Origin of the sequence: Arthrobacter sp. K5 (genome assembly GCF_040448525.1) — a bacterium.
Lineage (GTDB): Bacteria > Actinomycetota > Actinomycetes > Actinomycetales > Micrococcaceae > Arthrobacter > Arthrobacter globiformis.
The window spans coordinates 2,457,585-2,481,059 of sequence record NZ_CP159279.1; the positions used below are offsets into that span (position 1 = coordinate 2,457,585).

The 23,475-nt window shown below is 68.3% G+C and carries 20 protein-coding genes; 5 read left to right on the forward strand and 15 right to left on the reverse strand.

The genetic code is table 11. From position 1 onward, the window contains the following. Nucleotides 1–103 precede the first annotated feature (103 nt). Nucleotides 104–292: a hypothetical protein gene (locus ABRP34_RS11170; RefSeq protein ID WP_353710240.1), complete on the forward strand. Its 189-nt coding sequence runs from the start codon at nt 104–106 to the stop codon at nt 290–292. Nucleotides 293–305: 13 nt separating this feature from the next. On the opposite strand, the gene ABRP34_RS11175 is transcribed toward ABRP34_RS11170, so the two are convergent. Beyond that, nucleotides 306–1,526 (reverse strand): alkaline phosphatase family protein, encoded by a 1,221-nt coding sequence (locus ABRP34_RS11175; protein WP_353713349.1) that lies wholly within the window; start codon nt 1,524–1,526, stop codon nt 306–308. A 150-nt stretch (nt 1,527–1,676) separates the two neighbouring features. On the opposite strand from ABRP34_RS11175, the gene ABRP34_RS11180 reads away from it, so the two are divergent. Then, complete coding sequence (locus ABRP34_RS11180) at nt 1,677–2,285, forward strand: LuxR C-terminal-related transcriptional regulator (protein WP_353710241.1); 609 nt, start codon at nt 1,677–1,679, stop codon at nt 2,283–2,285. Between the two features lie 111 nt (nt 2,286–2,396). Here ABRP34_RS11180 and ABRP34_RS11185 read toward each other — a convergent pair whose 3' ends face one another. Further along, the gene (locus ABRP34_RS11185) at nt 2,397–2,936 is read right to left on the reverse strand and encodes a hypothetical protein (protein ID WP_353710242.1); all 540 of its coding nucleotides are present in this window, start codon (nt 2,934–2,936) and stop codon (nt 2,397–2,399) included. A 265-nt stretch (nt 2,937–3,201) separates the two neighbouring features. Between ABRP34_RS11185 and ABRP34_RS11190 the strand changes: the two genes are divergently transcribed. Then, nucleotides 3,202–4,269 carry a quercetin 2,3-dioxygenase gene (locus tag ABRP34_RS11190; protein WP_353710243.1) on the forward strand — a complete coding sequence of 356 codons (1,068 nt, stop codon included), beginning with the start codon at nt 3,202–3,204 and terminating at the stop codon, nt 4,267–4,269. Nucleotides 4,270–4,429: 160 nt separating this feature from the next. Here ABRP34_RS11190 and ABRP34_RS11195 read toward each other — a convergent pair whose 3' ends face one another. The 11 genes from ABRP34_RS11195 to ABRP34_RS11245 form a co-directional block, all read right to left on the reverse strand. Continuing rightward, nucleotides 4,430–5,668, reverse strand: coding sequence for a DUF3500 domain-containing protein (locus ABRP34_RS11195; protein WP_353710244.1), 1,239 nt, complete (start codon nt 5,666–5,668; stop codon nt 4,430–4,432). Beyond that, nucleotides 5,646–7,379, reverse strand: a complete 1,734-nt coding sequence (locus tag ABRP34_RS11200; protein ID WP_353710245.1) for an FAD-dependent monooxygenase — start codon at nt 7,377–7,379, stop codon at nt 5,646–5,648. The genes ABRP34_RS11195 and ABRP34_RS11200 overlap by 23 nt, the downstream gene beginning before the upstream one ends. Then, nucleotides 7,379–8,269 carry a fumarylacetoacetate hydrolase family protein gene (locus ABRP34_RS11205; RefSeq protein WP_353710246.1) on the reverse strand — a complete coding sequence of 297 codons (891 nt, stop codon included), beginning with the start codon at nt 8,267–8,269 and terminating at the stop codon, nt 7,379–7,381. Before ABRP34_RS11205 ends, ABRP34_RS11200 begins: the two co-directional genes overlap by 1 nt. Before the next feature lie 92 nt (nt 8,270–8,361). Beyond that, nucleotides 8,362–9,207 carry an alpha/beta hydrolase gene (locus ABRP34_RS11210; RefSeq protein ID WP_353710247.1) on the reverse strand — a complete coding sequence of 282 codons (846 nt, stop codon included), beginning with the start codon at nt 9,205–9,207 and terminating at the stop codon, nt 8,362–8,364. 128 nt (nt 9,208–9,335) lie between these two features. Then, nucleotides 9,336–10,346, reverse strand: coding sequence for an alpha/beta hydrolase fold domain-containing protein (locus tag ABRP34_RS11215; RefSeq protein ID WP_003806288.1), 1,011 nt, complete (start codon nt 10,344–10,346; stop codon nt 9,336–9,338). After that, nucleotides 10,343–13,009: a family 78 glycoside hydrolase catalytic domain gene (locus tag ABRP34_RS11220; RefSeq protein ID WP_353710248.1), complete on the reverse strand. Its 2,667-nt coding sequence runs from the start codon at nt 13,007–13,009 to the stop codon at nt 10,343–10,345. The genes ABRP34_RS11215 and ABRP34_RS11220 overlap by 4 nt, the downstream gene beginning before the upstream one ends. Continuing rightward, nucleotides 13,006–13,965 carry an alpha/beta hydrolase gene (locus ABRP34_RS11225; protein ID WP_353710249.1) on the reverse strand — a complete coding sequence of 320 codons (960 nt, stop codon included), beginning with the start codon at nt 13,963–13,965 and terminating at the stop codon, nt 13,006–13,008. The genes ABRP34_RS11220 and ABRP34_RS11225 overlap by 4 nt, the downstream gene beginning before the upstream one ends. 57 nt (nt 13,966–14,022) lie before the next feature. After that, nucleotides 14,023–15,030, reverse strand: a complete 1,008-nt coding sequence (locus ABRP34_RS11230; RefSeq protein ID WP_353710250.1) for an ABC transporter ATP-binding protein — start codon at nt 15,028–15,030, stop codon at nt 14,023–14,025. Continuing rightward, a complete protein-coding gene (locus tag ABRP34_RS11235) occupies nt 15,027–17,030 on the reverse strand; it encodes a dipeptide/oligopeptide/nickel ABC transporter permease/ATP-binding protein (protein WP_353710251.1) in 2,004 nt (667 codons plus the stop codon). Before ABRP34_RS11235 ends, ABRP34_RS11230 begins: the two co-directional genes overlap by 4 nt. Beyond that, nucleotides 17,027–17,980 (reverse strand): ABC transporter permease, encoded by a 954-nt coding sequence (locus ABRP34_RS11240; RefSeq protein ID WP_353710252.1) that lies wholly within the window; start codon nt 17,978–17,980, stop codon nt 17,027–17,029. The genes ABRP34_RS11235 and ABRP34_RS11240 overlap by 4 nt, the downstream gene beginning before the upstream one ends. Before the next feature lie 83 nt (nt 17,981–18,063). After that, nucleotides 18,064–19,620, reverse strand: a complete 1,557-nt coding sequence (locus tag ABRP34_RS11245; RefSeq protein ID WP_353710253.1) for an ABC transporter substrate-binding protein — start codon at nt 19,618–19,620, stop codon at nt 18,064–18,066. Between the two features lie 245 nt (nt 19,621–19,865). Here ABRP34_RS11245 and ABRP34_RS11250 point away from each other — a divergent pair, with 245 nt between their 5' ends. After that, the gene (locus ABRP34_RS11250; RefSeq protein ID WP_353710254.1) at nt 19,866–20,699 is read left to right on the forward strand and encodes an IclR family transcriptional regulator; all 834 of its coding nucleotides are present in this window, start codon (nt 19,866–19,868) and stop codon (nt 20,697–20,699) included. Between the two features lie 62 nt (nt 20,700–20,761). Here ABRP34_RS11250 and ABRP34_RS11255 read toward each other — a convergent pair whose 3' ends face one another. After that, complete coding sequence (locus ABRP34_RS11255; RefSeq protein ID WP_353710255.1) at nt 20,762–22,024, reverse strand: family 1 glycosylhydrolase; 1,263 nt, start codon at nt 22,022–22,024, stop codon at nt 20,762–20,764. A gap of 157 nt (nt 22,025–22,181) precedes the next feature. On the opposite strand from ABRP34_RS11255, the gene ABRP34_RS11260 reads away from it, so the two are divergent. Beyond that, nucleotides 22,182–22,811: a helix-turn-helix domain-containing protein gene (locus tag ABRP34_RS11260; protein WP_353710256.1), complete on the forward strand. Its 630-nt coding sequence runs from the start codon at nt 22,182–22,184 to the stop codon at nt 22,809–22,811. Here ABRP34_RS11260 and ABRP34_RS11265 read toward each other — a convergent pair. Beyond that, nucleotides 22,786–23,445, reverse strand: coding sequence for a TetR/AcrR family transcriptional regulator (locus ABRP34_RS11265; RefSeq protein WP_353710257.1), 660 nt, complete (start codon nt 23,443–23,445; stop codon nt 22,786–22,788). The two genes, ABRP34_RS11260 and ABRP34_RS11265, sit on opposite strands and share 26 nt — an antisense overlap. Nucleotides 23,446–23,475: the final 30 nt, after the last annotated feature.

The following is a 23,475-nucleotide window of genomic DNA, read 5'->3' on the forward strand; positions in this document are numbered from 1 at the left end:
GCCGGGCTCCGCGTCGCCGGCCTCCGCTTCCCCTACGGAGGAAGCAGCGAAACCGGCGGCCGCGGAGCTCCTGGACCAGGCCAACACGGTCTGCGAAATGCGCGTGACGGAGAAGTACCCCACCGCCGAGGTCCAGCCCGGAACAAAGTCCAACGCCAAGGCGAAGAGCGGCACTTTTGAGACCACCGGCTCATACACTGACCCGACGGCCGGCAAACCCGCGCCCACGGCATTCCAGTGCTCCTCTGTCAATGCCAGCGGCAGCTGGACCGTGAACCTGGACCGGGGCTAGGCCTGGAGCGGGGCTAGAGGTTCAGCGGCGGCCGGAGCCTCGGCGCTGTCCTGGCATTCAGCAGGAGGTTGGTGATGCCCAGCATTTCCTCCGTGGCCCTCAACAGCGAGTAGTGGCTGTAGGCGCCGGTAACGACAGTCCCCGGAATGATGGATGGAGCCACCACGAAGTTAGGGATGGGCGTGTCCTCGTCATACAGGACCACGACGGCGGTACCTCCCGCCTGGTAGCTTTGGCTCGCCAGGATTACCGGCAGCCACCTTGAAAGCCACGTGTCGCCGGTGGTGATGCTGCAGTCGTGCGTGTCGTTGCAGACGTTCGGGGTGATCAGCGAGAAGCTGGGAAGCGTATTGTTCGTCAGGTCGTTGAACAGGTTCCCGGACGTCGTGGTCCCGAGCGGGACGTTGTTCGTGGCGCAGGCGGCCCTGTCGCCCGTCCCTTGGTAATACGCCTCCGGATTGTGCCGCACCGCGTAAAGACCGGAATTGGTCAGCCTGCAGTTGGACGGCATGTCTTCCTGGTAACTCTTCTGGGTCAGTCCGCGTGCCCGGACCTGGCGGAAGAGATTATCCGCGGTGATGGGCGGGAGGCTCCCCGGGCTATTGTCTGTCGACACACCCTGCGTGCTTCCCGATGTCATCGCCAGGTAGCTGGGCAATGAGGGGAACTGGGACCCAGCGTCGCTCCAGTTGGTCAGGCTGGCGCACTTTTGGGCCATCTGCGTCATATAGGGTGCGCTTGGGCTGCCGATGACCTGGGAGTACCTCTTGTTCTCGTAAATGATCCAGATAACGTGGTCGTAGGTCGCCGGCGGTGCGGCCGCTGTCCCGCAGGGATTGGTTCCCGGCGGGGGTGGCGGGGGCGGCGGAGGCGTGGAGCCGGTGGTAAGGACGAGCTGCGGCCGGCGGGTGGCGTCACTGAATTCCCTTGAGTTGTAGATGGCTCCGTCGGAGTTCGTGCTGCTGATGCGCAAGGAGTATGTGCCGTCGGCCTTGATGAGACTGAAGACATCCACTTCAACCCAGCTTCCGGTGCTGACCGCTCCAAGCGATGCGATGTTCGTGCTGCTGGCGGCAGGGGCGTTTGACCAGGTCACAGATCCTTCGGCCCAGCCGTTGTCCGGCACGTGCCGGAACTGGCCGCCAACCGGCGAGGGGTCCGCCACGAAGAGCCGCAGCTTGGCGGCCGTGACCGTGCCTCCGGTACCTGTGACGACGAATTTCAGGAACGACATCTCCACGGGACTGTTGTCAGCCTTTAAGCCGGTTGCCGTGCATTTGCGGCCCACCCCAGTCCGGAAGAGGACATCTCGAAGCGGCTCGCAGCGTCGTTCAACGCTGCCTGCTGCAGCCGCAGCAGCGTCGGGCCGGACTGGGTAGACCATATGGAAGGCTGCTGGCCCGGCGATTATCTTCCCAAGCTGCCGCCCGGCCCGCGCATTCCTGATGCCACCTGGCAGCCGCTGCTGCGCTGGTACGCCGTATCCGGACTTTCCGGTCCCCAGTCGCTGGCCCGGGTCCCCAGCCAAGTGGCGGATTGGCACATGCAATCCGCATGGCAGGATCTGGTCAAGCCGATGGGAATCAACTACCAGCTGGCCATCCCTCTGCTTCTGGATGGACCCGTTCACCGCGCTTACCTGCTGGCGAGACCTGACCGCGAGTTCAACGAGGACGAGCTCACCCTGGCCATGGCCCTTCAACCGATGCTGACAGGCCTGTACCGGCAACTTTCCTGGGCCTCGGAGGACAAGGCGGCAGACCGGCCCGGACTGACCCAGCGGGAGCTCGCCGTCCTGGAGCTGCTCGGCCAGGGGCTGACCGCCACATCCCTGGGCCATCACTTCAACATCTCGCCGCGGACGGCCCAAAAGCACCTCGAACACATCTACCGCAAGCTTGACGTGGGCGACCGCCTGATGGCCGTTCAAAAAGCCGCCCGGTTGGGTCTGCTGGGCCAGCCGTTGGTAGTGGTACCAAATGGCAGGATCTGAGGACGCGTCGCAGGTGGGGCAACGGGATGTGAGGAACCGTTTGCGGGGAACGGGGAATCCCCCGGGACCGTCCCGGGGGATTCCTTGTTCTTGCGTGAATTCAGGTGGCTTCTAGCGGCCGCCGCCTCCGATCACGCCTTTCTCGACGGCCTTCGTGACGGCGTCGGCTTCGGCCTGGGTCAGGGTGCCGTCCTTGACCGCCGTGTCGAGCTTGGTCTTCAGCGCTGCGGCCCGTTCTGCCTGGGCAGCGGCGCGGATTTCCGTCAGGGCTGCGGTGACCTTCGATTCGTCGACTCCGAGTGCCGTCGCCAAGGACTTGGCCATCGCGGCATCCTGGGCTGTGCGGTCAGGCTTGGTGCCCTCGGTAGGCGCCGTCGTGGGCTTGTTGGCCTCGCGGAACGCCTGGATTGCCTCGGTCACCTTCGCTTCGTCAACGCCCAGCTTGGTGGCAAGGTCTGCCGCGATCTGGCCGCGGTCGCCCTTGTGGCCCCGGAAACCGTCGGTCGATGCGCTGCTGTCCGTGGATGCGCTCGATGATGCGCTGGGGCTCGGGGTGGTGGCGGCTGAGGCCATTCCGGTAACCCCCAGGCCTGCTCCCAGCGCCAGGGCGCCAGCGGTAATGCCGAGGGTGATTCTCCTGCTTCGTGACATGGTGTCTCCTTGATCGGCCGTGCGGTACGGCTTTGAACGGAAGGGCATCTGTCGTAGCCCCTCACTCAAAGATCCGGCAGCAGCTTAGGGCACCGCTGTTCGGAAACTGTCAGGAGGCTGTGAACCCTGAAAGCCGTGATCCCGAAAACTGTGAACCCGCCCCCGAACTTTTCAACCAATGAAATCCACGCATACTTCGACCACCTGATCCGCCAAGCTTGTCCAAACGACGTCCCCGCGGCGATGCCGAAGAAAGAAGGAAGCAATGACCCTCAGCGTGGAGGAAATGAACAAGCAGCTGCCGATTGCCAATGCGTTGCCCGGCGAGGCCGTGCCCTACTACATGGCCTCCGGCGAGGGTGCCCGCTACGAGATCGACGGGCAGCTGGTTACCGTGATCGCCCGCGCCGCGGACACCGGCGGCATCTTCAGCGCCGCCTACATCTCCGGCGGCATGGGGGCAGAATCCCCCTTCGTCACCCACAGGATCGAGCACAAGACCCTCTACGTGTTTGACGGCATCCTCCATGTCTGGCTCCCCGGCGAGAGCCGCATCCTGACGCCGGGCGATTCCGTGGTGATTCCGCCGGGAACGCCGCACGCCTACCGGATGGCCAGCCACTACACGCGCTTCCTGAACTGGATGACGCCCGGCGGGGCCGAGGCCTACTACGAGCGTGTCGGCACGCCCATCGATTCGCATGTTCCGCCCGTGCACGCCGGCCGCAAGCCGAGCCTCCGGGAGCAGGCGGAAGTCGGCGCCGAATTCGGCATCTCCTTTCCGGACGTCGAGCGCGTGGCACCGAGCCTGCAGCAGAATGCCGGGCGGCCTGCCACGCAGACTCCCTACTTCCTCAGTGCCGGCGAAGGGGAACGCATGGTCAGCTACCAGACCATGTTCACGTACCTCTCCCGGCCGGAAAACACGGGTTCGAACTACTTTGCCGTCCACACCAAGGGTGCCAAATCCCCGTACATCCCGCTGCACTTCCACTCCGAGCACACAGAAAACTTCCTCTGCACGGAAGGCCGCATGTGGCTCTACGCCAACGGCCGGGAGGTGCTGCTCACCAAGGGCGACTTCCTGCACGCCCCGGCGGGCACCGTCCACTCCTTCGCGTTCGACTCCCACAACACGCAGATGCTCGGGTTCCTGACGCCGTCGGTCTTCAACGGCTTCTTTGAATACTTCAACCAGCCCACCGACGACTACATGTACACGGAGGGCGGTGAGCCCTACATGGACATGGAGGGCTTCGGCCGCGCCCAGGCCGAGATGGACCTCACCGTCGTCGGCCCGCCGCCCCAGCGCCGCGCGGCCCTGGACATCTAGGCAGGAAGCTATCTAGGGCGCTGAGCCATCAAGAAGGCCCGGACTCTCACGGAGTCCGGGCCTTCTTGGTGTTGATATAACCATCGATTGCTCCGCAGGTGCCCTTTTGGACCGTGAAAAGGGCAGCTACGGAGCAATCGACGGGGGTTTCAGTGGGGTTTCAGCCCTTCGCCGCCTGCCGCACCAGCGCACGCCCGTAGTCGTTGCCGTTGGGGGTTCGGAGCACGGTGTGCATGTGGAACGGGGCCGGGGTGTCGTTGTTGAGGAACACGCCGGTGTGGTGGTCCAGTTCGATGACCACCACGGGGCTCTGGATCCGGAAGTAGAAGGCGTCCTCACCCTGCCAGCCGCCGATCCAGGAGAACCGGGTTTCATCGAAGTGCTCCCGGATCTCCCGCCTCCGCGCGGCGCGGGGCCCTGCTGGAAGGCAGGCGACGAAGTCCTCCACGAGCCGGTCCAGCAGCGCCAGTGATGCAGGCGGCAGGGAGCCGGCCAGGATGCCCTCGTAGGGGATCACCCGGTTGTCCTGGAAGCAGCCCGCCAGATGGCGTTCGTCGCCGGGATGCAGCCGGCCCTCGGGCATCGCCGGGTCCACCATCTCCGCGAAGGTAAGCGCCTCCCCACGCAGGGACTCAGGCAGCGACGCCATCAGGTCACGGGCCAGGCTGATGCGCTCCTTGAACACCTTCACGCCCTTGTGCGGGCCGGCGTCAATGACGTCCGGCTCGGCACCAAGGAACATCGGCGACAGGACCAGCTGGGTTCCGGCCACCAGGCAGTTGAGCGCCAGGTGATGGCCGAACAGCTGCCAGCCCCACGGCTCCGTTTCCGACGGTTCCCCGTAGAGGGCGAAGTTGTAGCTATATTCATTCATGAGCTCCGGCAGTTCCACCAGCTCGCCGAGGAAGCCGTTGATGCGCATCAGGTTCCGCGCCAGCGCGTACCCTTCCGGACTCAGGCTGGCCTCCACGACGGCGAGCGCTGCATCGCGCACGGCCGGGTCCAGGTCCTCGAGGCGCAGCCCGGTATCGTGCTGCATGAATTCCGGGTTCGCCCAGCTCTGCCATTCGTGGGCATCCACGGCGTAGCTCAGTCGGTCGCGCTGTTCCGCCGAGGCGGTGGCGAGCAGCTTGTCTGCCGCGGCGGCCATCTCCGCCGTCGGCGCTTGTTCCCCGGGCCGCGCCTCGGCGAGGCTGAATAGCCCGGGGCGGATGACGCCGTCGTTCGTTACACCGACGAACGGCTCCGGGTACAGCTTCTGCCAGCCCTCGATCATGGGGCCGGCAAAGGAGTCGGTCTTGGCCTCCTCGGCATAGGACCGCGCGTCCAGTCCGCGCAGCCGCGCCACGCGCGGGTGGTCAGGCGCGTACAGGTAATCACGAAACGACGGCGCCGGCATTGGTGCCCTCCTTCAGTTGGTCGAATGGGTGGGTGGCGCCCCAGCCGGCCGCGACGGCCAGGGCTGCGGCGGCCGCCTGCGCGGAGGAACCGCGCCAGGCAACGTGCTGGTCCGGACGGACGAGGACGGCATCTGCCGCCCACAGTTCCGCCATTGGCGTCCCGTTGTCGGAAGGCCCGACGGAGGTGACGGTCACCGGGATGCCGTGCCCGGCACCCGCAGCGAGGACTTCCGCGTACGCGGTTTCCGCCGCGTTGCCGGCGAGTGCCTCGCTGTCCACGAGCAGCGAAAATCCTGGCCCGAGGACGTCGTAGAGGGAGGTGCCGCCCTCCAGCCAGGCGTGCGGCACCAGGGCGCCGGGGCTGGCCGAGGGGACGTAGCGGATCGGGTCCTCGGCCGGTACCGGTGCGCCGTCGGGGACCACCAGCGGGGACTCGGCGTAGCTGTACCCGAGGACCAGGCCCAGCGAATCGAACTCGCTTTGCTTCACCGCAAGCGCGTCGTGGGCGCCGGCACGTGCGGCCTCACCTGCAACCCCGGCCGCCGTCAGGGCGGGGTCGGCGAAGTGGTAGGCGAGGGCCTTGCCGTTGGCCGCGGCGTCGCGGATGGTCCGGCCTGCAACGGGCCGGCGCTCCAGCCCGTAGCTCTCCAGCAGCCGCGGCCCCGCCCAGCCCTCGAAGGCGGCCGCGATTTTCCAGGCCAGGTTGGCGGCGTCGCCGATGCACGTGTTGAAGCCGTGGCCGCCCCACGGCGGGTTCTGGTGCGCCGCGTCCCCCACCAGGAAGACGCTGTCCGTGCCATAGGACGGCGCAAGGAGCATGCGGGCAGTCCAGGGATCCGTTGCGATCACCTCAACGTCGACGTCCGCCCCCACAAGGGAGCGCACCAGGGCGGCCGGATCCAGGTCCGGTGCTCCGCCGACGTTGTGGCTGACGACGCCCTGGATGATGGCCCACCAGGTCTCGTCCAGGTCCATCCGTCCCACCATGCCCGCCGCGCCGGGCCCCAGCACCCAGTACTGCACGGCGGGGTCCAGCGTGATGGTGGCGGCGAGGTCGCGGGAGCGGAAGAGGATGCTGATGTTGGACAGGGAAGCTGACTCCCCCTCAAGCCGGAGGCCCACGCCGCGGCGGACCGTGGAGGAGCCGCCGTCGGCCCCGGCCAGGAAGGCGCAGTCGACGGCGGTGCGGCGCCCGGAGTCGTCGGCAACGGTCACGCGCTGCCCGCCATCGGGGAGGGCCTCGAAGCTGTCCACCCGCAGCCCCGTCAGGAGGGTGGCGTGGGCCGACCCCGCCACGGCTTCCCGGAGCACAGCCTCCAGGACCGGCTGCGGCACCTGCTGGCCGCACTCGGGCTGCGGCCCGTAGCGGCCGGCCTCGAGCTGGAACGCGTTGGGGAAGCGCCTGATCTCGGAGCCGGTCAGGGCTGAACAGAAGATGACGTCCTGGGCGAAGCCGACCGGCAGCGGCGCCGCGTTCCGGAGCGCATCGGCGAGGCCGAGCCTCCGCAGGTGCGTCATGGTGCGGGCGTTGGTGGTCTTGGCGCGCGGCCTGTCCGGGTCGATCAGGGTCCGGGGCTCAATGACCGTGCTGCGGATGCCCCGGCTGGCCAGGTCCAGGGCGAGGAACAGGCCGCTGGGACCGCCCCCGGAAATCAGGACCGGCGTTGCGGCGGGCACATCCTGGAGCCCGGCATAGTTGACGGCGGTCATCAGGCCCTCGCCCGGAGGGACGGTTCGCCGACGGGAGTGACCAGGGTGCCCAGCCGCTCGATCTCGACCTCGACGGTGTCCCCCGGCTGCAGCAGCCACTGCGGTGAGCGTGCGTACCCGACGCCCTCGGGGGTGCCGGTGGCGATCACGTCGCCGGGATGGAGCGTGAACGTGTGGCTGATCAGCGAGATGATGGCCGGCACGGAGAAGATCATGTCCCGGGTGTTGCCGTGCTGGACCTCGGTGCCGTTGACGCGGGTCCTGAGCTCGAGGCCGTCGCGCAGGTCGCCCACTTCGTCCCGGCTGACCAGTGGTCCCAGCGGGCCGGTGAAGTCCCCGTTCTTGCCCAGGGCCCACTGCGACGTGAGCTTCTGGGCGCGCCGGGCGGTGATGTCGTTGAACGTGGAGTAGCCGAAGATGGCCTCTGCCGCCTGGTCCTCGGTCACGGATTCCGCACGCCTGCCGATGTAGGCGGCCACCTCGCCCTCCCAGTCCAGGCCGGCCTCGCCGCCAGGCACCGGGACGGGGACGTGGCCCACCGATAGGGAAGCCGTCCAGCGCCCAAACAGGGTGGGGTAGGCAGGCAGCTCCTGATCCTTGTAGCTGCCTTCCGCCGCGTGCGCCTTGTAGTTAAGCCCCACGCAGATAACCCGGGCGGACGCCGGAACCAGCGGAACTTCAGCGACGGTGCCGCGCTCGACCGAACCCTGCTCGATTGGAACTGAACCGGCGCCCGCAACGAGCGACTGCGCCTTCTCCTGCCAGCCGTCGGCATCCGCCCAGAAGTCCGTCACCGGAGCCAGCGGAAATACCCTGACACCGCCGGGACCAGTGCCTGCCAGGGCAGCCGCCCAGGTGTCGCCGTCGTGATTAATGCCTATGTACTGCATGGAGGGCCTTTCAGGTTCGCCCGGGGGCGGTGTCGGTTCAGAGGGCACGGCAAATAAAGCCCAGCCATGCCAGGCGGGATGTTGCGGAAAACTCAGGGAATGCCGGACTGCCGGCGGAAGAAGCTCACGGTGGCGGCCAGCGCCTTCTCCGCCGCGGCGGGGCCGCCGTCGGGAAGGGACCACATGTGGTCCGCCCCGTCGAGGAGGAGAAGTTCGACGTCGGCGCCCGCCTTTTCGAGGACCGCCGCCAGGGTTTCGGATTGGGCGGCGGGGACAAAACGGTCGGCTGTGCCGTGGACCAGAAGGAAGGGCGGGGCGCCGGGACGGACGTAGCTGACCGGGCTCGCGGCTGCCGCCTTCTGCGGCTCCTCCGCCAGGACGGCGCCGATGAGCTGTTCCTCCCGGGAGCCCGGGTCAGTGGCCCGCGCAACGGCGTCGGGCAGGGCCTGCTCGCCCATGCGGTTCAGGTCGGTCGGCGGGTACCAGGCCGCCACCGCCGCGACGGGGCTGTCGCCGCTAATCAGGCCCACCAGGCTCGCCAGGTGGCCGCCGGCTGAGTCGCCCCAGGCATAGATCCGGGTGGGGTCCACGCCGTAGTCGGCTGCGTGGTTCCGCAGCCAGCGGACGGCGGCCTGGGCGTCGTGCAGCTGGGCGGGATAGACGGCTTCCCCGCTCAGCCGGTAGTCCGCCGAGGCGACGACGAAGCCGGCTTCGGCGAGGGCCTCGAACGGGGTGAGCCCGAAGCCGTCCGTGACCGGCCCCAGTGATGACCGTGTTCCGGCCCGCCAGCCGCCGCCATGGAAGTGAACGATTGCCGGCCGGGTTCCGGCGCCGTTTCCGGCCGGCTCCGGCAGGTACAGGTCCAGGAGCAGCGGACGGTCGGCTGGTCCACCCGTGCGGGCGAATTCCACGCCTTTCAGCACTCGGCCTTCCGTCATCATCGACTCCTTTGCTGCCTCTGCCGGTTCCTCTTTGGCCCGGCCTGTCCTCTTGGGGCTTCTGCCTCAAGGGGCCTATCCCTCTAAGACTGTCGGATCAGGAGCAGGGCCTGTACCGGCCATTTCAATCATTGAAACGGCTTTGCCGACTCCAGCTCGGCGGCCAGGAACGACAGGCCCCGCCGGACCAGGCCAAGGGCCGCCGAGTGGTTGAGGTAGCCATGGAACGCCCCTTCCTCCAGCCGGTAACTGGTTTCCACGTCTGCCGCGCGCAGGCCTTCGACGAATGCCTCGGCAGAGAACCGGAGGTCGTCGTGTTCGCAGGCGAGCACAGCGGACGGCGGCAGTCCCGCCGGGTCGGCGTGCCCGGGCATGGCGTAGGAGGAGGCCATGGCCAGGGGTCCGCCGATGTAGTTCTCCAGCATGTCCCGGCAGTCCTCGTCGGTGAACCGGAGAAACGGCGGCAAAAGTCCGGCGGAGGACAGGTCATGTGGCGGTGCAGCCGGCAGTTCACCGGGGAGCTCCCCATGCAGGAACGGGTACGCGAGCACGAGTTTTGCCGGCGGCTGCAGGCCCGCATCCATCAGGTACAGTGCCGCCCCCACCGCGAGGTTTCCGCCGACGCTCGCCCCGCCCAGGCAGATCCGGGAGGGGTCAGCGCCGAGTTCCCGGGCGTGCTCCCGGGTCCAGAACCATGCCGCCAGCACGTCCTCGTGCGGAACCGGGAAATGGACGCCGTCGAGGGCCAGGCGGTAGCCGACGCAGACCACCACGCCGCCGCTTCGGGCCGCGACTTCCCGGCCCAGCTGGTCCGATTCGCGCATGTCCAGGTCACCGACCGCAAAATTGCCGCCGTGCATCCAGACCAGGGCGGTGGAACCGCCCTCGCCGGTCCCGCCGTCGGAAGCTGCCGGCGGTCCGTCCTCCGGGCGTGCACCATAGATCCGGACCGGCACCGCGCCGTTGGGTCCTGGTACCTCAAGGTGCCGGACGGCAACGTCCGGCGGGCTGTACGGGAGCAGGCCCCCGCAAAACGCGTCCAGGCGCTCCCGCCCGCCGGGCCGGGTCAGCAGCTCCGGGACCGATTCCACGCCGGCCAGGTGGTGCAGAAGCCCGGCCAGCTCCGGATCCAGGGTCATGGCAGGGCCGACAGTTGCGGGGTGCCCGCGGTCCCCGCAAACACCTCGGGTTCACAGTTGAAGGAGTGCGTCCCGGACCCGACCTCCACGGACTCCGAGCCGTCCGGCAGGTACACCGAGGCCGTGCAGCCGGCGGGGACCGTGAGGGACAGGGTGAAGCTGCCGGCGCCGTGCTCCCACCGCACCGCCGCCTCGCCATAGGGGGTCTCGTGCCGGGAGGCCGCCCAGGTCAGGCCGCCGCCGGGCAGCGGCCTGACCAGCAGTTTCCGGCTGGCCAGACCCGCGGGGGCAAGACCCGCGACGGTGCGGTGCATCCAGTCGGCCACGGCGCCGAGCGCGTAGTGGTTGAAGGACGTCATGTCGCCGGGGTTGATGGTGCCGTCCGGGAGCATGGAATCCCAGCGTTCCCAGATGGTCGTGGCGCCCATCGTGACCGGATACAGCCAGGACGGGCACTCGGTCTGCAGCAGCAGGCGGTAGGCCGCCTCCACCTGGCCTTCGTCGCTCAGTGCGTCGGTGACCAGCGGCGTCCCCACGAAGCCGGTGGCGATCCGGTAGCCGTCGGCGGCCACGGTTTCGGCCAGCCGTTCCCCTGCTGCCGGGTGCTCCTCAGGTTCGAGCAGCCCGAAGCGCAGGGCCAGCGCGTAGGAGGTCTGCGTGGCAGGTTGGAGCTGTCCGTCGTCGGCGATGTAGTGCTTGCGGAACACGGTGCGCGCCTGGCGGGACAGTTCCCGCAGGCGCAGGGACTCGCTGTCCTCCCCCAGCAGGGCAGCAGCCTGCGACGCGATCGACGCCGAGTACGCCAGGTAGGACTGCGCCACCAGCTGCCAGGGTGTCCTCGCAGCACCGGGATCGTTCGGCGGCGCGGCCGGGTCCAGCCAGTCACCGAACTGGAAGCCCTGCTCGAAGCGCAGCTCCGGCCCGGCCGCGTCTGCCGCAGCGGCCAGCCACGCGGCCATTCCGGGCAGTTGCCGGCGCAGGAACTCACGATCGCCCGTCTGCTGGTACAGCACCCACGGCACCAGCACGGCGGCGTCGCCCCAGGCGGCCATCACGGGCCGGGTGGGGAACGGCGGTTTGTCGAAGGTCACCTCCGGGACAACCAGCGGCGGCGGCCCGTCCGTTCCCTGCTCGGCGGCCAGGTCCTTCAGCCAGGACGCGGTGAAGCCGGGAATCCGGTAGAGGAAGGACGCGGTGGAGGCAAAGACCTGGAAGTCCCCCGTCCAGCCGAGCCGCTCGTTGCGTTGCGGGCAGTCGGTGGGCACATCCACGAAGTTGCCCCGCATGCCCCACACCACGTTGGCGTGCAACTGGTTCAGCATGGGCTCGGAGCACTCGAAGAAGCCGGTGCGCTTGAGCTCGGAATGAACGACGACGGCGGTGAAGGCTCCCGGGTCAAGCTCACCGGGCCAGCCGCTCACCTCGACGTAGCGGAAGCCGTGGACAGTGAATTCTGGACTGTACTGCTCCACGGCGCCGGATTCACGCACGCCGGTCCCGCGCAGGATGTAGGTGTCCGTCTGCCGGGCAACGCGGAGCGGGCGCACGCCGAGCTCGCCGTGCTCCAGCACCTCGGCGTGCCGCAGCACCACTTCGGTGCCTGCCTCGCCGCGCACGCGGATCCTGACGTGCCCCACCAGATTCTGGCCGAAGTCGAGGATGGTCTTGCCGGACGGCGTGGTCAGCACTTCCTGGACGGGCAGCTCTTCGGTGGCGCGGACCGGCGGACCGTCCGGTGCCACCAGGAGGGCGGTGTTGAAGTCTTCGGCAACCACCGGTTCCAGGCTTCGGGAACCGTGGCCCGCCCAGCCCGCATCCGCCAGCCGTGCGTCGTACGTTTCGCCGTTGTACAGGTCGGCGGACAGCACGGGGCCGCGCCCTGCCTGCCACGCTCCGTCGGTGCTGATGACGCTGAGCCGCCCCTGGGCGTCGGTGATTTCCAGCTGGCCGATCACCGCGGTGCGGTTTCCGTACTTGTTGCGCTTCTCCTGGAAGCCGAGATTGCCCCGCCACCAGCCGTCAGCGACCTCGAAGCCGATCACGTTGGTGCCCGGCCGCAGGTAGTCCGCGACGTCGTACGTCTGGTAGCGCAGGCGGTGGTGGTAGCTGGTCCAGCCCGGCGCGAGGAGATCCTGTCCCACGCGGCGGCCGTTGATGGAGGCGACGTAGATGCCGTGGGCACTCGCGTACAGGCGGGCTGACGCCACCGCGCCGTCCAGCTCGAAGGTGGTGCTGAGGCGGGACGCGGGCTCGTCGGAGGTGCTGTCCTCGTCCCACGACGGACGGATCATGGAGGCCTGCCAGTCGGCGGCGTCCAGCAGCCCTGCTTCCACCCAGGCGACGGGGCTCCAGTCGGAGGGTCCGCCGTCGTCATTTCCCCAGACCCGGACCCGGGCCGCGACCCGTTCGCGGCTGGCCAGTGGGCGCGCCGGCCAGGGCTGCAGGAGCTGTTCCGCGGAGTCAACGCGCCCGTAGCTGGCCAGGCTGGTGGTGTCCGGGCCGAGTTCGAGTTCGTACGCCGTCTGCACCCAGCCCGGGGCGTCGGTGCGGACCTGCCAGGACAGCCGGGGCCGGTCCTCGCCGATACCGAAGGGCTCCTCGTGGTGTTCGAAGCGGAGGGCGGAAGGGGCGGTCATCGGGGTGGCTCCTGGAGTGGTTGTCATGGCTGGGTCAGTTCCTTCGTGAAGAAGGAAACGGCGGTGGCGAGGATGCGGTCCAGCTGGTCTTCGGCGAAGAAGAAGCAGTGGTCACCGCCTTCGATGGTGACCAGTTCCTGCTCTACGCCGGCGACGGCCAGGGCGTCGGCCAGGAGCTCGCTCTGCGTGAGCGGGACCAGGCCGTCGCTGTCGCCGTGGATCAGCAGGAACGGCGGAGCGTCTGCAGTGACGTAGCCCAGCGGGCTGGCGGCGTCCAGCAGGGCCGGATCGTGCGAATTGCCCACCAGCATGGGGCCGGGTTCCAGTGACACGCCGTCGGGGACGGCCGCGAGCAGGGCACCGCTCATGAAACTGGTGGTCGCTTCCATTGGCGGCATCCGGGTCAGTGAGGAGACGCCGTAGAAGTCGACGACGGCGCTCACCGCGCTTGAGTGCCCCTGCGCGCCAAGACCGCCCTCGAGGTCGGCCCGGCCGCCGGTCAGGCCCAGCAGCGCGGCAAGATGGCCGCCGGCGGACTCGCCCCAGGCACCGATGCATTCGGGGTCGATACCCAGAAGTTCAGCGTGGTGCCGGAGATACCGGACGGCGGCCTTGATGTCGTGGAGCTGGGCGGGGAACGGCGCCTCCAGCGCGTGCCGGTAGTCCACCGTGGCGCACGCGATTCCTGCCTCGTTCAGGAGCCGGAACACCGAGTCTGGCTGAAACGTCGGCGGCAGTTCGCGGCGGTCTCCGAGCTGGAAGGCACCGCCATGGATCCACACCACCACCGGGACCGGGCCGCCGTCGGGGTTGCGCGGGAGCCAGATGTCCATGGAGAGCCGGCGGAAGCCGACGGCGATCGCATAGTTGAGTTCGCGGTGCACCCGCGAGTGCTCGGAGACTTCCTCGGGCGTGCCCGGTGTTTGGAAGGCCGGAAACGGCGGCGGGGTGGGGACGCGGCGGGCAATTGCTTCGTCAGGCATCACTGTTTCCGGGGTCACCCGGCGCTCCTTGAAGTTTGTGGTTGGGGTCAATGTGGTTCAGGCGTAGTGGCAGGCGACGCCGGACTGGCCGACTGAGCGCAGGGCGGGGCGTTCGGTGGTGCACAGGTCGGTGGCCAGCGCGCAGCGCTGGCTGAACGGGCAGCCGCCTGCCGAGGCGGCCACGGCGGCGGCCGTCCGGACGCCCAGCGACTCGCGCAGCTTCCTCCGCTCGGCCTGCTCCGCCGGACGGGGCACCGGTGATGCGGCCACGAGGGCCTGGGTAAAGGGATGTTTCGGGGATTCCGTGACCGCCGCGGCCGGTCCTGTTTCCATGATCTGGCCGCGGTAGAGCACCACCACCCGCTGGGCGAGGAACTGGACCACGGAGATGTCGTGGGCGATGAACAGGTAGCTCAGCCCCCGCTCGTCCCGCAGGTCGGCGAGGAGGTTCAGCACCTGGGCCTGGGTGGAGAGGTCCAGGGCGCTTACTGCCTCATCGCACACCACCAGTTTGGGCTCGCAGATCAGGGCCCGTGCCACGGAGATGCGCTGCCGCTGCCCGCCGGAGAACTGGCTGGGGTACCGGTCCACGGCCTCGCGGGGAAGTCCGACCCGTTCCAGCATGTCTTCGGCCCGGCTGCGCGCCTCTGCGGCTGCGACGCCGCGGACCCGCAGCGGCTCGGCCAGCGAGGCACCGATGATCTTCCGCGGGTTGAGCGAGGAGTTGGGGTCCTGGAAGACGGCGCGCAGTTCCCCGCCGAGTTCCTGTCGCCGGGAAGAGTTGGCATGGGTGATGTCGCTGCCCTGGAAGCTGACTGAGCCGCCGGATACTTTCTGCAGCCCCAGGATCGCCTTGCCGATGGTGGACTTTCCGGAGCCGGACTCCCCCACCAGGCCGACGGTTTCGCCGGGCCGGATGGTGAAGCTTACGCCGTCGACGGCGGCCGGCGCCGAGGCCGCCTTGCGGCCGTGGCCGTAGCGGACCACCAGGTCCTTGACCTCGAGCATGGCCGGGGCGGACAGGCCTGCTTCGGCGTCTTCGAGTTCCACAGTGTCGATGCTCATGCCATGTCCTTTTCAACGATCTCGAGTACGCGGTGGGTGGGGACCTCGGTGGCAAGCCAGCCAAGGCCCTCGACAGCCAGCTCGTCGGCTTTGACGCAGCGCACCTCGCCGTCCTCCGAGCCGGAGGGGAGCAGCGGAACGGGGACGGCGCAGGCTGAGCCGGCGAACTGGCAGCGGGCGGCGAAGCGGCAGCCGGCGGGCCAGTCCTTGGGCTGCGGCACCTGGCCCTTGATGGTGGCCAGCCGCTCCGGCATGTCGTGGGCGGTGTTGGCGTGCGGGTCGGCGGCAAGCAGCGCGAGCGTGTACGGGTGCCGGGGGTTGTCCAGGATGCTCGCGGTCCGGCCGCCTTCCACCACCTGGCCGGCGTACATGACGGCCACGTTGTCGCAGATGTCCGCCACGACGCCGAGGTCGTGCGTCACCATGACGACGGACATGCCGGTGTCCTTCACCAGCGAGCGCAGCAGCGAAAGGATTTCGGCCTGGACCGTGACATCGAGGGCGGTGGTGGGTTCGTCGGCCACCAGCAGCCGCGGCTTGCCGGAGAGGGCCAGGGCAATGGCCACGCGCTGGGCCATGCCGCCGGAGATCTGGTGCGGGTAGGACTTCAGGATGCGCTGGGCATCAACAATGCCCACCTTTTCCAGCAGGCTCAGCGCCTCGGCACGTGCTTCTGCCTTGCCGGCTTTCCGCAGCCGGCGGATGGCGGCGGTCAGTTGGTAGCCCACCGTGAACATGGGGTCGAGGGCACGCATGGGTTCCTGCGAGATCAGTGCGATGTCCCGCCCCCGGATGCCTTCCAGGTCCTTCTCCGTAGCCGAGGCCAGGTTCTTTCCGTTCCAGAGGATCTGTCCGCCGGTGACCGAAACGCCGGACGGCAGCAGCCCGAGCAGGGACACGGCGGTCATGGTCTTGCCGCAGCCGGACTCCCCCACGAGGCCAAGCACGGTGCCCGGTGCGACGTCGAAGGTGACGTCCGTGACCAGCGGAGTGCCGCCGTCGACCCCTACCGAGAGGCCGCGGACGCTGAGCTGGCCGGCGGCGGGAGCGTGTTCCACGGCAGGCGCGGCCGCTGCTGCTGCCGCCGCATCGGCCGCGCGCTTGCGGCGGATGGCAGCGGAGGGCAGGTGGGATGCGGCTGCGTTGGGCGACTTGCCGAGGGCGTTGCCGATGGCATTGGCCGACAGGACAGTGAGGGCGAGCACGGCGCCGCTGGGGACCATGAGCCAGGGGGCGTCATAGACGTGCTGGGAGGCACTTTGGATCATCCCGCCCCAGCTCGGCTGGGGAATGGGCGGGCCGAACCCAATGAAGGCCAGTCCCGCCTGGATGAGCATGCCGACGGCAAATATGAGCGCCGACTGCACCACCACGGTGTTCATCAGGCCCGGAAGCACGTGGCGGACGCTGATTCCCAGTGGCCCGACGCCGTCGACCTTGGCCGCGTCGACGTAGAGCTGGGACTGGAGCGACTTCGCCTGGCCCAGCATCACGCGGTAGATGCCGGCCGAGATGAGAATGCCCAGGATGGCCATGATCAGCGGAATGTTGGTCCCCACCGCTCCAATGACCGCCAGGATGATGACCGTTCCGGGCAGCGACATCATGATTTCGGTGACGCGGCTGATGATCCCTTCCGCCCGGTCACTGGCCGCGGCCGTCATGGCCAGGATGGTCCCGAGCCCGACGCCGACAATCACCGTGATGAGCGACGTCCCCAGCGTCCCGGCTGCCGAGGCGAAAATGCGGCTGAGCAGGTCCCGGCCAAGTTCATCCGCGCCCAGCCAATGGGCGGCGCTGGGTCCGGACAGGACCGCCGTGAAGTCCTGGTCCTCGGTCTTGTACGGCAGCCACCAGGGGGCAGTGAGGGATGCGGCCACCAGGGCGGCGAGCCACACAGCACCGGCGAGGCCGCCGGGTGAGGTGAGGAGGCGGTGTCCGGAGAACTTCGCCAGGGCTGTCTTCCGTGGGGTGGCTGTGGGTGCGATGGAGGTGATCATGAGGCACGCAACTTCGGGTCAAGGAATTTGGTGGCGAGTTCGAGAAGCAGGTTCACAGCCACCACCACGACGGTGGCGATGACCACCACGCCCTGGACGGCCGGGGCGTCGTGGGTGCTGACGGAGGACTGGACTGCCTGGCCCAGGCCAGGCATGGCGAACAGCTGCTCGGCAATGACGGAGCCGCCGAACAGGCCGATGAACTGCAGGGCGATACCGGCAACGATGGGGAGGCTGGCGTACCGCAGCGCGTGGACGTAGAGGATTTTCCAGGTGGGAGTCGCCGTGGCGCGCAGTGTGCGGATGTGTTCCTGCTGCAGGGCTTCAAGCATGGAGGCCCGGGTCTGGCGGGCGATGAACGCCGCACCGCCGACCGCGAGGGTGATGACGGGCAGGGCGAGGGACAGTGCCCAGTCCTGCGGCGAGACCTCGAAGGGGACGTAGCCGGTGGCCGGGAACACGGAGGACTGGACGGCAAACAGATAGACGAAGATGATGCCGATCCAGAAGGCGGGCAGCGCCACGAGGAGCCCGACGAACCCTCCGATGATCCGGTCCAGCAGCCCGCCGCGCACGGCTGCGGTGACCCCGAGTCCGATTCCGAGAATGGCGCTCAGCACGGTGGCACCGGCAGCAAGGGATGCCGTGACCGGCAGCCGGCTGGCGAGGTCGGCGCTGACGGACCGGCCGTCGATCAGCGAGGTTCCGAAGTTGCCCTTGACGGCCTCGCCCAGCCACCGGAAGAACTGGAGCGCCAGGGGATCATTCCAGCCGAGGCGCTGGTTCACGTCGTCGATGGCTTCCTGCGATGCGCCCGCGCCGAGGGACACCGCGCCCGGGCTGCCGGGCATGGCGTGGACCAGCAGGAATGCCAGCACCGCCACCACCAGCACGGTGGCCAGTGCCATCAGCAGGCGCTTGGCGGCGAACATTGCCATGGTGACATCCATTGATCAGGACCTCCGTTGGTCAGGTTTTCTAGTGCCCGGGCCGGACGTCTTCCGCGCGGGAAGGCGTCCGGCCGGGAGGTGGATCAGTTGGCGGGGGCGTAGGAAGAGAGCAGCGGGTACGCATTCGTGCCGGCGAACTTCACCTGCTGGACCTTCTTGGTGTTGTAGCCCTGGTTGGCGAGGGACTCGTAGAGCGGGATCATCCAGCCGGATTCCACCAGGCGGATGTTCAGCTTGGTCAGCGCGGCCTTCTTGGCGGCGTCGTCCTTCGCGGCGGCTGCCTCGCCCGTGGCGGCACTCAGCTGCTCATCGGTGGCCTTCTGCACGTTGGTGAAGCCGTTGAGGACAACGCCGTACATCAGGCCCACCGGGTTGTCCCAGCCGAGGGAGGCGTAGCCCAGGGGCGTGGTGGCGACTGCGGCGAAGGCTTCGTCGGTGGAGGAGGCCATCTTGATGTTCATCTTGATCCCGACGGCGGCCAGGTCCTTCTGCACGGCCTGCAGGTCCGTCTGGGTTTCGGCGCTGCCAACGATGGTGAATTCGAAGCCGTTGGCATAGCCGGCCTCGGCGAGGAGGCTCTTGGCCTTCTCCGGATCGTAGGCGAACCTGGTGTTCAGTTCTTCCGTGTAGCCCGCCGAATCCTTGGGAAGGGCGTTCCATGCCGGGATGTCGCCCTTGTGCAGGGCGTCCACCAGTGACTGGCGGTTGATGGCGTACTGGAACGCCTGGCGGACCTTCTCCTTCGCGAATGCAGGCGAGGTCTTGCCGGTCTTGTCGAAGGAGACCATGGTGTGCAGCGTCCCGCCAATCTGGGAGACGCCCAGGCCCTTGGACTTGGCAAAGTCCACCGTGGGCGAGGTGAGCATGGCGACGTCGGTCTGGCCGGAGACGAGGGCGTTGGCGCGGGCCTGGGGGTCCTGGATGACGCTGAAGGTGATCTTCTTGTAGGGGTACTTGGCGGCGTCCGTGTACTTCTCATTCTTCGTGAACACGTATTTGTTGCCCTTGACGGTCCCCGTGGTGTCCAGGGTGTAGGGGCCGGAGCCGTCCGGGGTGGTGGCAAGGCTGGCGCTCTTGGTGGCAGCCGTCTTGCCGACGATCATGCCCATGGTGCCCGTGAGGTTCTTTTCGAACCCCGGCTGCGCTTTGGCGAACTTGATGGCCACCTTGGTGGGGCTGGCCACGGTCACCGACGTGATCTCCTGGGCGCCGCCCTTGGCAATGGCCGAGTAGGCGCTCAGCGCCGGATCGCTGCGGCGGTCCAGGTTCGCCTTGACCAGTGCCGCATCCAGGGTGGAGCCGTCAGTGAAGGCCACGCCTTCCCTGAGGGTCAGGGTCAGTACCGTGTTGTCCGCGCTGTAGCTGAACTCTTTGGCCAGGCCCGGTCCCACGGAACCGTCCGGCTGCAGGGTCATGAGGTTCTCGTAAAGGCCTTCGAAGAACTGGCGCTGCGCGTCGGCGACCCGCAGCGGATCGAAGCCGAAGGAAGCGCTGTCGCTGTCGATGGCGATGGTGAGCGCGTCCTTGTTGACGGCGGTTGCCGCCTGTGTTCCGCCGCCACAGGCGGTGAGGGAGCTCACCAGGAGCGCCCCGGCCAGGACGGCCGCGCTCCGGCGGGCGGGGGTGGGAAGGAGTTTCATGTGTGCGCCTTTGCATTCTCGATGACGAACGGGAATCAACATCTGGGGGCCGGGGCCCGCCGCGGTCTGCGTCGACCGCTGCGGGCTGTTCGGTCGGCGCCCTCTCGTCAGATGGCTTCCGGTGACCGGCTTCTACAAGAATCGTTTGGACGGCGTCACGGGCCCCACGGGAATTTCATTGGTTGAAACGATATTGTGGTGCTGGTCACTCGGCGGCGGAACGACGGGGATGACTGAACGGAAGGATGGCAGTGGCGGAAGAAGCAGGACCGGAAGCTGAGGCTCCGCAGCGCGGCAAGCGTCCCAAGCAGGGCGAGCCGGTGATCGACCGGGCGCTGAGCCTGCTCGCCGTCTTCACCGACCGCCGCCGGGCGTTGACGCTGTCCGAGATGGCCCGCCATGCGGGGATGCCGGCGCCGACGGCGCTGCGGCTCATTGCCCGGCTAGTAGCGTGGGGCGCCCTGGAGCGGCTCGAGGACGGACGCTACGTGGTGGGCGTGCGGCTGTGGGAGGTGGCGTCGCTGTCGCTGCGCGGGCACGGTGTCCGGGAGATCGCGCTGCCGTACCTTGAGGACCTTTTCGCGGTCACCCGGCACCACGTGCTGCTGGCCGTTCGGGACAAAGGCGAGGCCGTGCTCATCGAGCGGCTGTCCTCCAAGGAGGCCACCGAGGTGGCGTACCGGGTGGGCGGGCGCGCGCCGCTGCGTTCGACGGCGGTGGGCCTGGTGCTGCTGGCCGGCGCCGATGCCGGCTTCCAGGAAGCGGTCATCCGGCAGCCGCCGGACGCCGAAGCCGGCGTGGACGCCATGCCGGAAGGGCAGCTGCGGCGGACGCTGTCCGACGTCAGGCGCACCGGCGTCGCCATGATCAGGAGGTCCGCGCCGTCCCGGACGGTGTCCGTCGCCTCGCCGATTTTTGATGCCGAGGGGTCCGTGGCCGCGGCCCTGTCCATCGTGGTTCCCGACGGCGGCACTCCCCCGAACGTGCTGGCTCCGGCCGTCCAGGCTGCGGCCAGGGCCGTCTCCCGGAACCTGGGCTACAACGCCGGACCCACGGAAGGCGTCTCGGTGCGGCGTTAACCACGGCCGACGGCGGCCCGCACCATCTGGTGCGGACCGCCGTCGTGCTTCTTTTGGGCTGTTCAGCCCACCGTGGTGAGGCGCTCCTGGGCGGCCCGGGCCACGCCGCCCAGCCAGTGGGCGCTGGGCTTCGGCGTGCGCTCCTGCGTGGTGCGGTCGACGGCGATGAGGCCGAACTTGGGCCCGTAACCGAAGATCCACTCGAAGTTGTCGAAGGCCGTCCAGGCGATGTAGCCGCGGACGTCGATGCCGTCCGCGAGGCAGGCGGAAACCCCTGCGACGGCGGTGCGGAGGTAGTCGACCCGCTGCGTGTCGTCGTCGGTGGCCAGTCCGTTCTCGGTGACCATGACGGGGATGCCGGCGATCCGGTGGGCCTCGCGGATGGTCACCTCGAGGGCCTGGGGGTAGATCTCCTCCCCCATCGCGTTGACGGGTGCGCCTTCGGGAACCGGGGCCAGCCCGTCGGGTCCGAAGACGGTCCGGCCGTAGGTCTGGATGCCCACGAAGTCATCGCCGCGGGATGCTTCGAGGAAGCGTTCGTTGACGTCCCGCCGGACCCGGTCCGCCACCCGCTGGCCGCCTTCGGCCGCCTGGATGTCGGAGTTGGCGAGAGTCCAGCCGACCAGGAGCTGCGGCCGGTGCGCCTTGATGGCCTCGCGGCCGGCGCGGTGGGCTGCCAGTTTGATGTCGAAGCCGGCGTCGGACACGGTGAACTGGAACGGTGCAACCCTTTCTGCCTCGATGCCGAGGCGTCCGGCTGCGGCCGACCAGAGCGGCACGTCCGCACGCCGCTCGGCCGGTTCGCCACCGATGCCGAGTGCTTTGAGGAGCCACGGCAGGTTGGGTTCGTTGAGGGTGCAGGCGACGCCGATGAGGTCGCCAAGGTGTTCGGTCACGCGGCTGCAGTAGCGTGCGAAGCGTTCCGGCGTGGCGTCGTCCTCCCAGCCTCCCGCGGCGAGCAGCCAGCGCGGCGAGGTGAAGTGGTGGTAAGTGACCACCGGCGTCAGCCCGTGGTCACGGCAGGTTTCCAGCACTCGCCGGTAGTGGTCAAGCTCCGCGACGGAAAAGTGGCCTTCCTCGGGTTCGATGCGCGCCCACTCAAGGGAAAAACGGTAGGTGGTAAACCCGAGCGAGGCGATCAGGGCGATGTCCTCACGGTAGCGGTGGTAGTGGTCGATGGCATCCCCGGACGGCTCGGCGAAGATCGTGCCCGGCAGGTGCTCGAGGAACCAGGTGTCGCTGTTGGTGTTGTTTCCCTCCACCTGGTGGGCTGCGGTGGCCACGCCCCAGAGGAAGTTGTCAGGGAAGTGCTGGAGGTCGGTCATGGAGTTCCTTTCTGCGGTTGACCTTCACCTTAGGCAAACATTTTCCAACTTGGAATACTTTCGAGGGAATTTGTTGACCAAAGTGGAAAAGAAACTTGGTAGCCTCGAGGAAGGCAAGAGTGCAGCTCGGACGGCCACGGCCAGAAGGAGGCGGAGCATGGCAGATGCCACCACGGCGCGGCAGCCGGCGCGCAGCGGGCGGCGGGCACCCTACGCCAACGGCGAGCGCAAGCGGGCAGAGCTGGTGGATGCGGCCTTTGCCGTGTTCGCCGAAAAGGGGTTCCAGCGGTTGTCGATCCGCCAGATCGCCGAGGAAATCGGGACCAGCCACACCGCGCTGCTCCACCACTTCGGGAGCAAGGACGCGCTGCTGGAAGCCGTCCTGGTCCGGCGCGAGGAGCAGGAAGGGCCCTGGCGGCGCACCCTGCTGGAGACACAAGGGCTGCTCGAAACGGTGCCGGAGGTCATGCGCCGCAACGCCGGAATACGGGGCGTGATCCAGCTGGACGCCACCCTGCGTGCCGAGGCCGTCCGGCCGGACCATCCGGCCCACGGCTTCATCCGGCGCCGGGATGAGGAAATCATTGGTTCCCTGCAGGCAGAGATCGAGCGGGAGGTTTCCGCGGGCCGCGTTTCACCCGGCCTGGATGCCGCCGTTCTGGCGCGGCAAATCGCAGCACTCATCGAGGGCGTGCAGCTGGCCTGGCTGTATGACGAGTCGGTGGACATGGCAGCGCACCTGGAGGGGTTTTTGCAGCTGGTCAGGGCGCCTGCAGTTCTCCAGTAACCAGAATCGAGCGGGCCAGCCGGCGGGCGTAGTCGCGGATCCCTTCAACCAGGTCCAGCCCGCCTCCGGAGATGACCCACTGCAGCTGCAGCCCGTCGCTGACGGCGATGATTTCGCGGGCGATGGCCTGGGTATCCGTGTCCGGCCGGAAGAAGCCACGCTCCACCCCGCGGTCGAGGAGCTGCGCGGTTTCGGTTACCGCCTGCTCGTACCATTTGCCGTACAGCTGGTGGGCGGGGGTGGACGGATCCGCGGCTTCAGCCGAAACCAGCACGAAGAGCTCAATCAGGCCCGGCTCCGCCACGAGCCGGCGCGTGGATTCGACCATGGACCGGAACAGTTCATCCGGATCGTCAATGCCGTCCGCCTGGACGGAACTCCACCACAGGGCGGTCTGCTCCAGCCGGCGCTCGGCGACCGCCAGCAGAAGGTGCTTTTTGGAGCGGAAGTGGTGCAGCAGGCCGCTTTCGCTGAGTCCGACGTCGGCGGCGACCTGCGACAGCGGCACCCGGTGATAGCCCGAGGCCGCAAAGAGCCGCGTGGCAGCGTCCAGAATTTCGGCCCGCTTGGCCCTGCCTACCTCGTAGCTGCCTGTTTTCCGCCTCGTCCGCACCGCTTCAGGGTAGCGGTCCACGCCGCTTCGGGGTAACGGATAGCCACAGCC